11 protein-coding genes are annotated in these 14,254 nt (G+C 72.3%); 7 read left to right on the top strand and 4 right to left on the bottom strand.

Features of this window, described 5'->3' with window-relative positions; translation table 11 throughout:
• The first annotated feature begins 3 nt into the window (after positions 1-3).
• Positions 4-2,424, top strand: a complete 2,421-nt coding sequence (gene cutA, locus ACH34Q_RS04465; RefSeq protein ID WP_395981428.1) for an aerobic carbon-monoxide dehydrogenase large subunit — start codon at positions 4-6, stop codon at positions 2,422-2,424.
• Positions 2,425-2,537: 113 nt separating this feature from the next.
• Here the strand turns inward: cutA and ACH34Q_RS04460 are convergent, their stop codons facing one another.
• Positions 2,538-3,392: a polysaccharide deacetylase family protein gene (locus ACH34Q_RS04460; RefSeq protein WP_395981427.1), complete on the bottom strand. Its 855-nt coding sequence runs from the start codon at positions 3,390-3,392 to the stop codon at positions 2,538-2,540.
• Positions 3,393-3,687: 295 nt separating this feature from the next.
• On the opposite strand from ACH34Q_RS04460, the gene ACH34Q_RS04455 reads away from it, so the two are divergent.
• Together ACH34Q_RS04455 and ACH34Q_RS04450 are read left to right on the top strand one after the other, a co-directional pair.
• Positions 3,688-4,416 carry a carbon monoxide dehydrogenase subunit G gene (locus ACH34Q_RS04455; protein ID WP_395981426.1) on the top strand — a complete coding sequence of 243 codons (729 nt, stop codon included), beginning with the start codon at positions 3,688-3,690 and terminating at the stop codon, positions 4,414-4,416.
• Between the two features lie 39 nt (positions 4,417-4,455).
• Positions 4,456-5,370, top strand: a complete 915-nt coding sequence (locus tag ACH34Q_RS04450) for a carbon-nitrogen hydrolase family protein (RefSeq protein ID WP_395981425.1) — start codon at positions 4,456-4,458, stop codon at positions 5,368-5,370.
• A gap of 62 nt (positions 5,371-5,432) precedes the next feature.
• On the opposite strand, the gene ACH34Q_RS04445 is transcribed toward ACH34Q_RS04450, so the two are convergent.
• Positions 5,433-5,807, bottom strand: a complete 375-nt coding sequence (locus ACH34Q_RS04445) for an FKBP-type peptidyl-prolyl cis-trans isomerase (protein ID WP_395981424.1) — start codon at positions 5,805-5,807, stop codon at positions 5,433-5,435.
• Positions 5,808-5,948: 141 nt separating this feature from the next.
• On the opposite strand from ACH34Q_RS04445, the gene ACH34Q_RS04440 reads away from it, so the two are divergent.
• Both ACH34Q_RS04440 and ACH34Q_RS04435 read left to right on the top strand, forming a co-directional pair.
• A complete protein-coding gene (locus ACH34Q_RS04440) occupies positions 5,949-8,030 on the top strand; it encodes a hydantoinase/oxoprolinase family protein (protein WP_395981423.1) in 2,082 nt (693 codons plus the stop codon).
• Between the two features lie 35 nt (positions 8,031-8,065).
• Positions 8,066-9,874, top strand: coding sequence for a hydantoinase B/oxoprolinase family protein (locus tag ACH34Q_RS04435; RefSeq protein WP_395981422.1), 1,809 nt, complete (start codon positions 8,066-8,068; stop codon positions 9,872-9,874).
• 1 nt (position 9,875) lies between these two features.
• On the opposite strand, the gene ACH34Q_RS04430 is transcribed toward ACH34Q_RS04435, so the two are convergent.
• Both ACH34Q_RS04430 and ACH34Q_RS04425 read right to left on the bottom strand, forming a co-directional pair.
• On the bottom strand, positions 9,876-10,847 hold the full coding sequence (locus tag ACH34Q_RS04430; RefSeq protein ID WP_395981421.1) for a DUF6745 domain-containing protein: 972 nt from the start codon (positions 10,845-10,847) through the stop codon (positions 9,876-9,878).
• Between the two features lie 145 nt (positions 10,848-10,992).
• A complete protein-coding gene (locus tag ACH34Q_RS04425) occupies positions 10,993-11,631 on the bottom strand; it encodes a uridine kinase (RefSeq protein WP_395981420.1) in 639 nt (212 codons plus the stop codon).
• A gap of 76 nt (positions 11,632-11,707) precedes the next feature.
• Here ACH34Q_RS04425 and ACH34Q_RS04420 point away from each other — a divergent pair, with 76 nt between their 5' ends.
• The gene (locus tag ACH34Q_RS04420; protein ID WP_395981419.1) at positions 11,708-12,853 is read left to right on the top strand and encodes a CaiB/BaiF CoA transferase family protein; all 1,146 of its coding nucleotides are present in this window, start codon (positions 11,708-11,710) and stop codon (positions 12,851-12,853) included.
• Positions 12,853-14,250, top strand: coding sequence for an acyl-CoA synthetase (locus tag ACH34Q_RS04415; protein ID WP_395981418.1), 1,398 nt, complete (start codon positions 12,853-12,855; stop codon positions 14,248-14,250). Before ACH34Q_RS04420 ends, ACH34Q_RS04415 begins: the two co-directional genes overlap by 1 nt.
• Positions 14,251-14,254: the final 4 nt, after the last annotated feature.

Below are 14,254 nucleotides of genomic sequence, written 5' to 3'. Positions count from 1 at the left end.
CTGATGGGGACGCGCGACTTCGGGCAGCCCGTACAGCGACGCGAGGACCCCCGGCTGCTCACCGGCCAGGGGCGGTTCCTGGACGATCTGGGGCAGCGGGCGCTGGCGGCGGCGTTCGTACGATCCCCGCACGCCCACGCCCGCATCGTCGACATCGACGTGTCCGGTGCCCTGGACGTCGACGGCCTCGTCACGATCTACACCCACGAGGACCTCCCCGGCCGCGTGGGCGAGCGACTGCCGCTGCTCATCCCGCATCCCGCGCTCACGCACGGACGTACGGGGTACCCGCTCGCACGCGACGTCGTACGGCATGTGGGCGAGCCGATCGTCATGGTCGTCGCCCGAGACCGCTACCTGGCCGAGGACGCCGTCGAGCGCATCCGGGTCGAGTACGAGCCGCTGCCCGTCGTCGTCGGGATCGAGACCGCCGAACGCGCCGAGCACCTCGTCCACGACGACGTCCCAGGGAACGTCGCCGCCGTCCTGCACCAGAACGTCGGTGACGTGGACGCGGCACTGGAGACGGCCCCGCACGTCCTGGAATTCCGGCTCGACATCGAGCGCAGTGCGTCCATGCCCTTGGAGGGCCGCGGCGTGTACGCGCGCTGGGACGCCGATGACGAATCGCTCCGCGTCTACACGTCCACCCAGGCGTCCACGAGCGTGCGCGCCGCGATCGCGGCCAAGCTGGACCTGGCGCCCGGCAAGGTCGAGGTGATCGCGCCCGATGTCGGCGGCGGCTTCGGCGTCAAGATCGTGCATCCCTGGCCGGAGGAGATCCTGGTGCCGTGGGCGGCGCGGCTGCTCGGCCGGGAGCTCAAATGGGCGGAGGACCGGCGCGAGCACTTCGTCGCGTCGGCGCACGAGCGCGGCCAGGTCCAGCGCGTACGGGCCGGCTTCGACGACGAGGGGCACCTGCTCGGCCTGGACGTGCGGATCCTGCACGACAACGGCGCCTACACCCCGTACGGCATCATCATCCCGATCGTCACCTCCACCCAGTTGCTCGGCCCGTACAAGCCGGGCGCCTACCGGGCCGAGGTGGTGAGCCTCTACACCAACACGCTGATCGTCACCCCGTACCGGGGCGCGGGCCGTCCGCAGGGCGTCTTCTGCATGGAACGCACGATGGACCGCATCGCCGACCACCTCGGCCTCGACCGCGCGCGGGTCCGCGAGGCGAACATGATCCGGCCGGACGAGTTCCCGTACGACCAGGGCCTGACGTTCCAGGACGGGCGCCCGCTCATCTACGACTCGGGCGACTATCCCGAGCTGCTGCGCAAGGTCAGGGAACTGATCGGCTGGGACGGGTTCGAGCAGGCCAGGGCGGCCGCCGCGAGCAAGGGCCGCCGGATCGGGATCGGTCTCGGCTGCTACGTGGAGGGCACCGGCGTCGGCCCGTACGAGGGCGGCCACGTCGAGATCGACTCGGCCGGACGGGTACACGTCTCGACCGGCCTTACCTCGCAGGGGCAGGGCCACCAGACGGTGTTCGCCCAGATCGCCGCGTCGGAGCTGGGCGTACCGATCGAGGACGTGCGGGTCACGACCGGCGACACCCGGCGGTTCGGGTACGCGGTCGGCACGTTCGCCTCGCGGGCCGCCGTGATGAGCGGCAACGCGATCGCGCTGGCGTGCCGCAAGGTCCGCGCCAAGGCGCTGCGGATCGCGGCCGAGGCACTGGAGGCGAGCCCGGACGACCTGGACATCACCGACGGCGTGGTGCACGTGCGCGGCGACCGTTCGGCGGCCGTCCCGCTCCGTACCGTCGCCGTCCTGTCCAACCCCCTCCGCTACGCCTTCGACGAGGAGACGGCACGCGCCACGCAGTTCGCCGTGGGCGGGGCTCCGACCGAGCCGCCCGTGCCGCGCGGCGAGGAACCGGGCCTCGAAGGGCGCGACTACTACTCGCCGATCCGCTCCACGTTCGCGGCCGGCGCGCACGCCGCGATCGTCGAGATCGACCCGGACACCGCCGAGATCGCCGTCCTGCGCTACGCGGTCGTGCACGACTGCGGCCGGCTCATCAACCCGATGGTCGTCGAGGGCCAGATCCACGGGGGAGTGGCGCAGGGCATCGGCGGCGCCCTGTACGAGCGGATGGCCTACGACGAGTCCGGCCAGCTCCTGAACGCCTCGTTCATGGACTTCCTGATGCCGTACGCGACCGAGATCCCGCGGATCGAGACCGACCACCTGGAGACGCCGTCCCCGCTGAACCCGCTCGGCATCAAGGGCGCCGGCGAGGCGGGCGTCATCCCGGTCTCCGCCGTGATCGCCTCCGCCGTCGAGGACGCCGAGGGCATCCGGATCGACGCGATGCCGCTCTCCCCGGACGCCCTCTTCCACCTGCGCCTGCGCGCCCGGACCGACCAGGACCTCCGCACCCGCCGCGCGGGCCGTACCGCCGCCCGATAGGGGTTCGTCGCGGCGGGCCCGCCCCGGCCTGCTCCGGTGTCCGGTCTACTCAGGCGTCCGGCCTGCTCGGGCGTCCGGCCTGCTCGGGCGTCCGGCCTGCTCGGGCGTCCGGCCTACTGCGGCGTCGCCGGGGGCTTGTCGGGGGCGTTGCCACCGAGGGACTTGGGCAGGTAGTTCTCCACGGCGGCGGCCTTGTAGCCCTGCTGCCGGATCCAGGTCAGGATCATCTTGAGCTGCTCCGCCAAGCCCTTGCGGTAGTGCATGAGGACGATGTCGCCCGGCTTGAAGCCCTTGCCGCCGTCGCCGCGCGCGAAGCCGTTGAAGCCGACGCCCGGCCCGTTCGTGCCGTTGTAGAACTCCGCCGACCACAGCAGGATCGACTTGATCCCGCACTCCTTGGCCATCTTGCGGGTGGTCTCGTTCATGCTGCCGAACGGCGGCCGGAGGATCTGCGGGCGCCGGCCGTACTGCTGGGCGATGGTGTCGGACGACTGGCAGATCTCCTGCTTCTGCTTCTCCGGTGTCTGCAGCGCCATGTTGAGGTGGTTGACCGTGTGGTTCTCCATCACCGACCCGGCGTTGCGCATCGCCCAGAAGTACTGGCCCTGCCCCTTGACGTACCGCGAGGTCAGGAACGTCATGATCGGCACTTGCTCCTTGCGGACCAGGTTCACGAACTCGGCGTCGTACTCGTAGCCGTCGTCGATGGTCAGGAAGACGACCTTCTCCTGGGTGGTGATGCGGCTGATGACCGGCGGCAGCCCGTCCGGCGCGGCCACCGGCGGCGTCCACGAACCCGGCTTGGGCGTGGCCCACTGCTTGTCGGCGAGCACCGAGTCGAGCTGCGCCTGTATCGACGGCCCGTCCTGGCCGCCGGACGCCTGGGCCCGTACGGTCGGCCACGTTCCCGCGGCAATGCCGATCACGCCTGCGGCCAGCGTCGCGACCACGGGCATCGTTCCTCGCATCAGCCGCGTTCTCCATTCGGTTCAGACAGCACTGCGGTTCAAGACAGCGGTTCGGTTCAGGACAGTTCTGGTGCAGAGAGCAGGGGTACCGCAACGGTTGACGCGCGGGGGCGGACGAGGGTTCGCGTCCGCCGGATGTTCCGTTCGGTCCGTGTAAGAACATTCTCCACTTATTCGGACCGAACGGGGCGTATCTGCCCAACCCTCGGCGTGTGCTCGGCACATGTTGCCGTACGGGGGAACGGCCGCATTCCTTAAGGTCGGGAGATGAGAGTCGGGACATGAGAGTCGGGACATGAAGATCACCGGTAGTGCCACCGTCGCGGCGCCGCTCCCCCGCGTGTGGGACGCGCTGCAGGATCCCGCCGTCCTGGCCCGGACCATCCCGGGCTGCCACTCCCTGGAGGAGACCGGGCGCGACGCGTACAAGATGACCGTCTCCGCCGGGATCGCCTCCATCAAGGGCACCTACGTCGGCCGGGTCGAGCTGGCCGAGCCGGATCCGCTGCGCTCGTTCGTCCTGCGCGCCCAGGGGCAGGGCGCCCCCGGAACGGTCGACGCCACCGTGCACGTCCGGCTGTCCGAGGACGAGGGCTGCACGCGGGTCGACTACGACGCGGACGCGATCGTCGGCGGGATGATCGGCGGGGTCGGCCAGCGGATGGTGGTGTCCGTGGCCAGGAAGACGGCAGGAGAGTTCTTCGCCGCCGTCGAGCGGGCGCTGGCGCGGGCCGAGCCCGCCGCGATACCCGCCCAGGCGGGGGAGCCGGAAGTGCCGGAGACGACGGCGCTTCACCCGGCCGGCTCGGTGGGTCCAGGCGGCTCAGACCATCCGGCCGGTTCCGTCCGTCCGGGCGGGTCTGTCCATCCCGGCGGGTCGCTCCATCCGGGGGGCTCTGTCCATCCGGGGAGCTCGGGCGAACCGCGGTCCGTGCCGGTGATCGCCGCGTTCTGCGCGGGTGGCGCGGTGGCGCTGGCCGGGGTCGTTGTGGGGTACGCCCTAGGACATCGCACGAAGCGATGATCCGTCTCCAGTACCAGCCTTGACCACCGGGAGATGACCATGAGGCCCTTCACGGCCGCCGCCGTACAGCTGGCGCCGGTCCCCGGCCCGCTCACGTCCGAATCCGTACGGGCCAACATCGGCAGGGCGACGGACTGGACGGCGCGCTGCGTCCGGGAGTCCGGCGCCGAGCTGGTCGTCCTGCCGGAGACGTGCACGACCGGCTTCAACCCAGGCCTGCCCGCCGAGGAGCTGTGGCAGCTGATGTCGGAGATCCCCGGCCCGGTCAGCGAGCCGTTCCAGCAGATGGCGCGTGACCTGGGCATCCACCTGTGCGTCGGTACGTACGAGCGCGGCCCCGACCCTGGAACGGTCTACAACTCGGCCGTCCTCATCGGGCCCGACGGCGCGGTGCTCGGCGTCTACCGCAAGACGCATCCGTTCCGCGTCGAGGACTCCCGGCACGGCGGCTGGGCCACGCCCGGGTCCGAGGTCTGCGTCGTACCCACCGCCCTCGGCCGCATCGGCATGGCGATCTGCTTCGACGGCGACTTCCCGGAGCTGTGGCGGATCCAGGCGGTCCGCGGCGCGGAGCTGATCTGCCGGCCGTCGGCCCTGCTGCGCTCGGCCGACATCTGGGAGCTGACCTGCCGTGCCCGGGCGTACGACGAGCACGTGTACGTGATCGGGGCCAACGCGGTCGGAGCCGATCCGGCCGGCACGCTCTACTTCGGCAACTCGATGATCGTGACGCCGATCGCGGAGGTGGTGGCGCGGGCCGCCAGCCACGAGGGCTGGGCCGCCGCCCGGCTCGACCCGGACACCGCGATGGGCTCGCTCACGCCGGGCTCGTCGGTCCCGCACGGCTTCGACCATCTGGCCGAACGCAACCTCGCCCTTTACGAGAAGCACGCCGCCGACCTGATCGCTCCCGCCGCCACCCCGTTCCAGCGCGGGCGTACGGACCGGGGCTGAGACGGCGACGGCGGGCGTCCCGGGGAAGCCCCGGATCGCCCGCCGCATGCGCGTGGGTGGCGTCAGCTGACGTCGACCAGGTCCACCACGAAGATCAGCGTCTCGCCGGGCTTGATCGCCGGGCTGGGGCTCTGGTTGCCGTACGCCAGGTGCGGCGGGATGACCAGCTTGCGGCGGCCGCCGACCTTCATGCCGGCGATGCCCATGTCCCAGCCCTTGATGACGCGGCCGGAGCCGAGCTGGAAGTCCAGCGTGCTGCCGCGGTTCCAGGAGGCGTCGAACTCCTCGCCCGTGGAGAACGAGACCCCGACGTAGTGCATCGACACCGTGTCGCCCTTGGCGGCCTCCCGGCCGTCCCCCTGGGTGATGTCGGTGATGTCGAGGTATTCCGGGGGCGTGCCCTCCGGGAAGTCGATCTCGGGCCGTTCAAGCGCCATCGGCGGGCTCCAGCAGTGTGTGATCAGCGGCTCTACAGAACCCGCCCAGCCTAGTACCCGACGCGACTCGCCAAAGAACGACCCGCGCATTGGCATATCGCGACGGTTCGCCGGGCGGCCGGCATGCGGTAGACCGAAGCCATGGGGCGAAGGCTGCGGATCGGGATCGACACCGGCGGGACGTTCACCGACGTCGTGGCGCTGGACGAGGACACCGGCGAGATCGTCACGACCAAGACCCCGTCCACACCGTCCGATCCGGCCGAGGGCTTCCTGACCGCCGTGGCCAAGGTATCGGCGGCTCCGGAGGGGGCGGACGGCGGGGACGGGCCGGCGGACCAGGAAGGGGCTACGGTCACGGGCCTGTCGCACGGGACGACGGTCGCGACCAACCGGCTGCTGGAGGACCGGATCGAGGACCTCGGGTTCATCACGACCGAGGGCTTCGGCTTCGTGCTGGAGATCGCGAGGCAGAGCGTCCCGGACGGCTACGGGAACTCCTACTTCTGGGTCAAGCCGCCGCGGATCGTCCCCGTCCACCGGGTACGGACGGTCGGCGGGCGGCTCGACCACACCGGTGCCGAGCTGTGGCCGTTCGACGAGGAGGGCGCGGCGGAGGCGGCCCGCTGGTTCCGCGACGAGGGCATCGGCGCGATCGGCGTGTGCTTCCTGCATTCCTACGCCGATCCGTCCCATGAGCTGGCGATGCGGGAGGTGCTGCGGCGCGAGCATCCCGGCGCCGTGGTGTCGCTGTCGTGCGAGGTGCTGCGCGAGTACCGGGAGTACGAGCGCTCGGTGACGACGCTGGTCGACGCCGCCGTCAAGCCGGTCATGTCCCGCTACCTCTCCCGGATCGCCGGGCAGGCGCCGGGCCGCCTCCACGTGATGAAGAGCAACGGCGGGGTGCTGTCGGCCGAGGAGGTCGCGCACCAGCCGATCACCACCGTGCTGTCCGGCCCGGCGGCCGGCGCGCTCGGCGCGGCCTTCGTGGCGGCTCGTACCGGACGCGGCTCGGCCGTCACCCTGGACGGCGGAGGTACCTCCACCGACGTGGCCGTGATCCTGGACGGCGAGCCCACCCTCACCACCGAGGGGTCGATCGGCCGCCATCCGGTCAAGATCCCGATGATCGACATCGTCACCGTGGGCGCGGGCGGCGGCTCGGTCGCGTGGGTGTCCCCGGAGGGCACGCTGAAGGTCGGCCCGCGCAGCGCCGGCGCCGACCCCGGCCCGCTCTGCTACGGACGTCCCGGCGGGGAGCCCGCCGTGACCGACGCGCACGCCGTCCTCGGCCGCATCCCGCCCCACCTGCTCGGCGGCGAGATCCCGCTGGATGTGGACGCGGCCCGTACCGGCCTCGCGGCCCTGGCGGAACGCCTCGGCCTCACCCTCGAACGCACCGCCACCGGCATCCTGGAGATCTCCGCCTGGAACCAGGCCAACGCCATCCGGCAGATCACCGTCAAGCGGGGCCTGGACGTCCGCGACTACCCGCTGGTCGCGTTCGGCGGCTCGGGTCCCCTGCTGGCGTGCCGGCTGCTGGACGTGCTCGGCCTGCCCGCCGCCGTGATCCCGGAGAACCCCGGCAACCTCTCGGCGTTCGGCCTGCTCACCGTGGACGTCAAGAACGACTACGTCCGTACCCGCGTCATGCGCGACACCGAACTCGACCTCGCCGCCGTCGCGGAGGCCTTCACCGGCCTGGAGGGCGAGGCCGCGGCGGCGCTCGAACGCGAAGGCTTCGCACCCGAGCGGCGGCGCTTCGTCCGTACGGCCGACCTGCGCTACTACGGCCAGGCGTTCGAGGTACGCGTCCCCGCCCCCACCGGCGAGGTCTCCGAGGCCTTCCGTACGGAAGTCGTCCGCCGCTTCCACGACGCCCACGAGGCCCTCTACGGCTACTGCTACCGCGACGACGCCGCCCGGCACCCGGTCGAGTGGGTCAACTACCGCGTCTCCGGCATCGGCCCCCTCGACCGTCCCCAGTTGAAGGAACGGCCACCGGGCGACAAGGACCCGGGCCGTGCCCGTACCGGCACCCGCGAGGTCCACTTCGGCGACGGCTGGGCGCCCACACCTGTGTACGAGCGCGAGCGCCTCGCCCCGGGCGACGTCATCGAGGGCCCGGCGGTCGTCCAGGAGTTCGGCTCGACCCTCCCGCTCCACCCCGGCTTCCGCGCCGAGATGGACGGCTTCGGCAACCTGGTGGTGACCCGCGCATGAGCGAGCAGTCCGTGCCGCCGAGCGGAGGCGAGGCAATGAGCAGAGACCCGATCCTGCTGGAGATCGTGGAGGGCACCCTCGCCTCGGTCGAGCGCGAGGTGGAGACGGCGATCGCGCGGACGGCGCGGTCCCCGATGATCCGGGACGCGCACGACTTCCGGGCCGGGATCCACGATCGCCGGCTGCGCAAGCTGACCGGCCGCTCGTACTCGGCGCTGGTCCAGCCGATCGCCCGCGACTTCCCGATCGAGACGATGCGGCCCGGCGATGTCTTCTTCCACAACGACGTCTACCTGTCCGAGGGCGGCATCGGGCACCTGCCGGACCTGTGCGTGACCGTGCCCGTCTTCCACGAGGACGAGGTGGTCGCGTTCGTCCAGGCGTTCGGGCACCACGACGACATCGGGGGAGCGGTCCCCGGCTCGATGCCGAGCCATGCGCGCAGCGCGTTCGAGGAGGGCCTGATGGTCCCCCCGATCAAGCTCTGGGATCGGGGCGTACCGAACGAGGCCGCGCTGCGGATCATGACCCGCAACTCGCGGATGCCCGACTCGCTGGCGGGCGACCTCGACGCCGAGTGCTCCGCCTGCCTGATGGGCGCCCGGCGGCTGGCCGAGCTGTTCGCGCGGTACGGCCGTACGGCGGTCGAGGAGTGCTTCGACGCGATCATCGGCAAGACGACCGAGACGTTCCGCCGCGAGCTGCTGTCCAAGATCCCGGACGGCGTCCATGTCTGGGAGGACTATGCCGAGCACGACGGCGTCGACCCGCCCCGGCTGCACGCGCAGCGGATCACGCTCACCGTCGACAACACCGCCGAGATCCCGCTGATCATCGACTTCACCGGGACGTCGCCGCAGGCCAAGGGGCCGATCAACCACGCGGGCGACTACGCGGACGGCGTCTTCCTCAAGAAGTGGCTCGCGCCGATCCTGCGCAACCTCGCCGACACGCCCGAACGCGCCGCCGAGCTGGACGTGAACGAAGGCGTCGTCCCCCTGATCGAGATGCGCTTCCCCGAGAAGGGGACGCTCCTCACCCCGGTCTTCCCGGCGCCGACCAACGCCCGGACGTTCGTGATCCTCCGGCTGCTCGGCGTCCTCGCGGGCGTCCTGGCCAAGGCCACCGGCGGCCGGATGCCCGCCGACCAGGAGACGATCCGCTACACCGGCGTGTACGGCGAGGACGACCGCGGCCCGTACCTCATGCGTGAGGTTCTCGGCGGCGGATCCGGTGGGCGCCACTACGCCGACGGCGAGGACACGATCCACATCGTTCCCGACTCCCGCAACATCCCGGCCGAGTTCGCCGAGGCCCGCTGGCCTTTCATCGTCGAACGGCTCGGCCTGGCCACCGACTCCGGCGGTCCCGGCGAGCATCGCGGCGGCCTCGGCTACGACAAGCATCTGCGGATGCTGCGCGACGCGAGCTACATGTCGATCGCCGACCGCTCCATCCTGTCCTGCTGGGGCGTGAACGGGGGCCGCGCGGGACGCCCGTTCCGGGTCGACATCGACGGCGAGGAGATGGAGGGCCTGGTGGACGACCGGCCCGTCCGCGCCGGCCAGGTCATCCGCATCCGGACGACCGGCGGAGGCGGCTGGGGCGATCCCCTCGACCGCGATCCGGACCGCGTCGCCGCCGACGTCCGCGACGGCAAGGTCTCGCCCGAGGGCGCCCGCGAGGACTACGGCGTCCTGCTCGCCGGCGGTGCCGTGGACGCGAGGGCCACGGCGGCCTTGCGCGAACGGCGCCGTACGGCCCGGGGCGAGCCCCCGTTCTTCGACCGCGGCCCGGGCTATCCCACCCTCTCCGGAGGCGAGACCTCCGCCGAGGTGGACTGACTCACGGCACCCGGAAGCCGTCCGCGTAGACCGCGTGCGTGTCGGCATGGACCCGCGGTCCCTCATGGGCGTGCTTGAGGAAGACCGGACGATCGGTCAGCACTACGGCGCCGCGCATCGGCCACCACCAGCCGACCTGCCGCATCGCCTCGTCCAGTGCCTCCAGGCGGGCCGACGGCGGCAGCCCGGCCGCCGCGACCACGCTCCGGCGCAGCACCAGTTCGCCCAGCCCGTGCCAGGGCTCGATGTGGCCGCCGAACTCCCGCTCGAAGTACACCTCCTCACGGCTCGCCGGCGGAACCGTGTGCCCCTCGGCGGCCCGCGGCTCCGGCTGCCGTACGTCCCCGGGCACCGGTCCCCGCCGCGCCCGCCACAGGCGCGCCTCCACCGGGATCCCGACCGAGTCCATCAGCCGCCGTACCGGCTCCTCGCGGTAGACCTCGCGTAACTCGCGCCACAGCAGCCGAGCACCCGGCTCTGCGCCGGCCTGCCGGCTCTGGCCGGAATCGACCGGGTCGAGCAGGGGACCGCCGATATGCCGTTCCACCGCCGCCCGTACCGCGGCGAAGTCGCGCATCGTGGCGGTCACCGGAGGAAGGTCGCCCGGTACGTGCCGCGCCCGCGCCATGATCTGCTCGCGCAGCCGCTCCTCCAGAGGGGTGGCCAGGGCCTTCGCCACCTTCACCGGCGGCCGGAGCTGCCGCCGCCTCCGCCGCGGATCGAAGAGCCCGTCGAGCCGGTCCTCGTACCCGTGCCGCAGGACCCAGAACGCCAGCATCCCGCCCAGCGGCGAGTCCATCCACACCACGGTCTCCGGCTCGGGCAGCCCGCACGCCTCGTACGCGGCGGCCACCGCGGCCTCGGCTCGCGGCCGGTCGCAGCGATCGGTCGACAGGCCCGCCCGGCGCCACTTGCGGCATTCCGCGGCGAAGAACTCCAGGTCGCTCGCCGAGAGCGCACCGGTGTAGGTCATGCCGCCTCCCGGTGACGAGCACGCTGATGCGTGCAGCATCCCACCGCGCTCCGCCCTGTCAATCCTGGGCCCTGTCGATACCGGGCCCTGACGCTGCCGGCCCTGTCGACGGCCGCCCTGCCGGCCGGTGCGGCACCGCCCCGGTTCAGAGTGGCGAGAACGACGCGGAGTCCTCCAGGTCGGTGCCGTCGAGCAGCAGGTCGGCGCGGGAACGGGTGGCGTCGGTGGCGAAATGGTGCCGCTCGCGCTTGGACCAGGTGTCCCAGGCCGCGGCGACGCCGGGGCCATCGCGTTCCAGGGTGCGGGCCCGGCGCAGGTCGCGGGGCGCGTCGATCCAGATCCGGTACGCGGCGGGCGAGCCGCTCCAGGCCGACCCCACGCCCTCCAGGATCAGAACGGGCGCCGGCGGGATCTCCTTTTCGGGGCCGTACGTGTCGTGATGCCAGTCGTACCGGCGCAACCGTCCCGGGTGCCCGGCGGCGATCGGGGCGAGTACGGCCTCGGTCAGGGGACGCCACCAGGTGAGGGGATCGGCGTCCCACGGAACGCGGAAGTCATCGGAACGCACGAGCGGCACCCCGCCCAGGGAAGTGCCGCCCAGGGACGTGGCGCCCAGGGAAGTGCCGCCCAGAGAACGTGAAAGACGATCGGCGAACGTGGACTTCCCTGCGCCGCTCGGCCCGTCCACGGCGACCACCCGTACGGGGCCGCAGGACGGGGGCAGGGCGAGCAGGCGTGCGGCCAGCGCCGGGTAGGTCATCCTCTGATTCGGCACGAACGGCATACTGCCGGAGGAAACGCAGTGCTCACGCCCGCCGGCCTCGCCCTGCCCTCTGCAAGCCCTGGAGAAGGAGGACTCTTTGCCCGGTCCACTCGAAGGTGTCGTCGTCATCGATCTCAGCCGCGTGGTGGCGGGGCCCCAGGCCACGATGGCGCTGGCCGATCTCGGCGCCCGCGTGATCAAGGTCGAGCAGCCCGGCACCGGCGACGAGACCCGGGGCTGGGGACCGCCGTTCGTCGACGAGGTGAGCACCTACTACCTGTCGTGCAACCGCAACAAGGAGTCGATCACCCTCGACCTCAAGTCCGACGAGGGCCGCGCGACGCTGGAACGGCTGGTCCGGCACGGCGACGTGCTGGTGGAGAACTTCCGTACCGGGGTCCTGGACCGGCTCGGCTTCCCGGTGGAGCGGCTGCACGAGGTCAACCCGCGGCTGGTGGTGCTGTCGATCACCGGCTTCGGGCATGACGGGCCCGAGGGCGGCCGGCCCGGGTACGACGCGATCGTGCAGGGCGAGGCGGGGATCATGAGCGTCACCGGCCCGCCCGGGACGCCGAGCAAGGTGGGGCTGTCGATCGCCGACATCCTGGCGGCGGGCAACGGCGTCGCCGGGGTGCTGGCCGCGCTGTACGAGCGGACCCGTACCGGCAAGGGCACCGTCGTCCGGACCTCGCTGCTCGCCTCGGTGGTCGGGGCGCACATGTTCCAGGGCACCCGGTGGACGGTGGCCAAGGACGTCCCGGAGTCGGTCGGCAACGACCATCCGTCGATCGCCCCGTATGGCACGTTCCGATGCGCGGACGGCGACATCCAGATCGGGGTGGCCAACCAGAATCTGTGGCGCAGGTTCGCGCCCCTGGTGGGGCTGGACCCCGGCCAGGCGGAGTACGCGACGATCCCGGACCGCTCGGCCCACCGGGCGCGGCTGACCGCCGACATCGAGCGGGCGCTGGCGGGCGAGGGCCGGGACGTGTGGCTGGCGCGGCTCGGGGAGGCGGGGGTGCCCGCGGGCGCGATCCGTTCCATCGACGAGGTGTACGAGTGGGAGCAGACCCGCTCGCAGGGCCTGGTCATCGAGGTCGATCACCCGGTGCTGGGCACGATCGAACTGCCCGGCCCGCCGCTGCGCTTCGACGGCGCGCCGCCGCGCGAGCACGCCGCCCCGCCGCTGCTGGGCGAGCACAATGACACCGTGATGGCCTGGCTCGACGAGAGGGACGCGTGATGGACCTGCTCGGGAACGCCGCCGAACAGACGATCAGCATCGGCGGCCGGGCGCTGCACCGCGCGGAGCTGATGGAACGGGCCGCCGGGGTGGCCGCGGAGATCGCGGGCGCCGAGGCCGTGGCCGTGCACGCCACCGCGTCGCTGGAGACCGTGATCGCCGTGGTGGGCGGGATCCTCGCCGGTGTCCCGGTGGTGCCGCTGCCGCCCGACTCGGGGCCGGACGAGCGGGCGCACATCCTGGGCGACTCCCGCGCGAGCCTCCTGCTGGCCGCGCGCGGCGCGTACGAAGGCGGTGCCTCAGGCACGGAGCCACGCCAGATCCCCGTGGACGACGTCCCGGCCGGGAAGTCCGTGAACGTCGAGACCTTCGGCGACGCCACCGCGTTCATCCTCTACACCAGCGGGACCACCGGGCCGCCCAAGGGCGTTCTCATTTCGCGTTCGGCCATCGCCGCAGGCCTGGACGCCCTGGCGGAGGCGTGGGCCTGGACGCCCGACGACGTCCTGGTGCACGGGCTGCCGCTGTTCCACGTCCACGGACTGGTGCTGGGCGTGCTCGGCGCGCTGCGGGTCGGGTCACCGCTCGTTCACACGGGGCGGCCCCGGGCCGAGGCGTACGCGGCGGCGGCGTCCGAGGGCGGCACGCTGTTCTTCGGCGTTCCGACCGTGTGGTCGCGCGTCTGCGCCGACGAGGACGCCGCCCGGGCCTTGCGCGGGGCGCGGCTGCTGGTCTCCGGCAGCGCGCCGCTGCCCGTCCCGGTGTTCGAACGGCTCGCCGCGCTGACCGGGCACGCCCCGGTCGAGCGGTACGGGATGACCGAGACTCTGATCACCGTCAGCGCCCGCGCCGACGGCGACCGGCGGCCCGGGCATGTCGGGCTGCCGCTGCCCGGCGTACGGACCAGGCTGGTCGCCGAGGACGGGACGCCCGTACCGGCGGACGGCGAGACCCCGGGGGAGTTGCACGTCCAGGCGCCGATGATGTTCGGCGGCTACCTCAACCGGCCCGAGGCGACGGCCGCGTCGTTCACGCCGGACGGGTGGTTCCGTACGGGCGACATCGCGGCCGTCGGGCCCGACGGCTGGCACCGGATCGTCGGGCGCGCGTCCACCGACCTGATCAAGAGCGGCGGCTACCGGATCGGCGCGGGCGAGGTCGAGAACGCGCTGCTGGCCCATCCGGCCGTCCGCGAGGCGGCGGTGCTCGGGACCCCGCATCCCGATCTGGGCGAGCAGGTGACCGCCTACGTGGTCGCCGACGGCGTGGACGAGCGGCGCCTGATCGAGTTCGTCGCCGAACGGCTGTCGGCGCACAAGCGGCCCCGGTCCGTCCACCTGGTCGACTCGCTGCCGCGCAACGCGATGGGCAAGGTCGTCAAGACCCGCCTGCGCTAGGCGC

It is taken from the genome of Actinomadura sp. 9N407, assembly GCF_044326315.1.
Taxonomy (GTDB): domain Bacteria; phylum Actinomycetota; class Actinomycetes; order Streptosporangiales; family Streptosporangiaceae; genus Spirillospora.
This window is presented reverse-complemented; position numbering and strand designations above follow the sequence as displayed.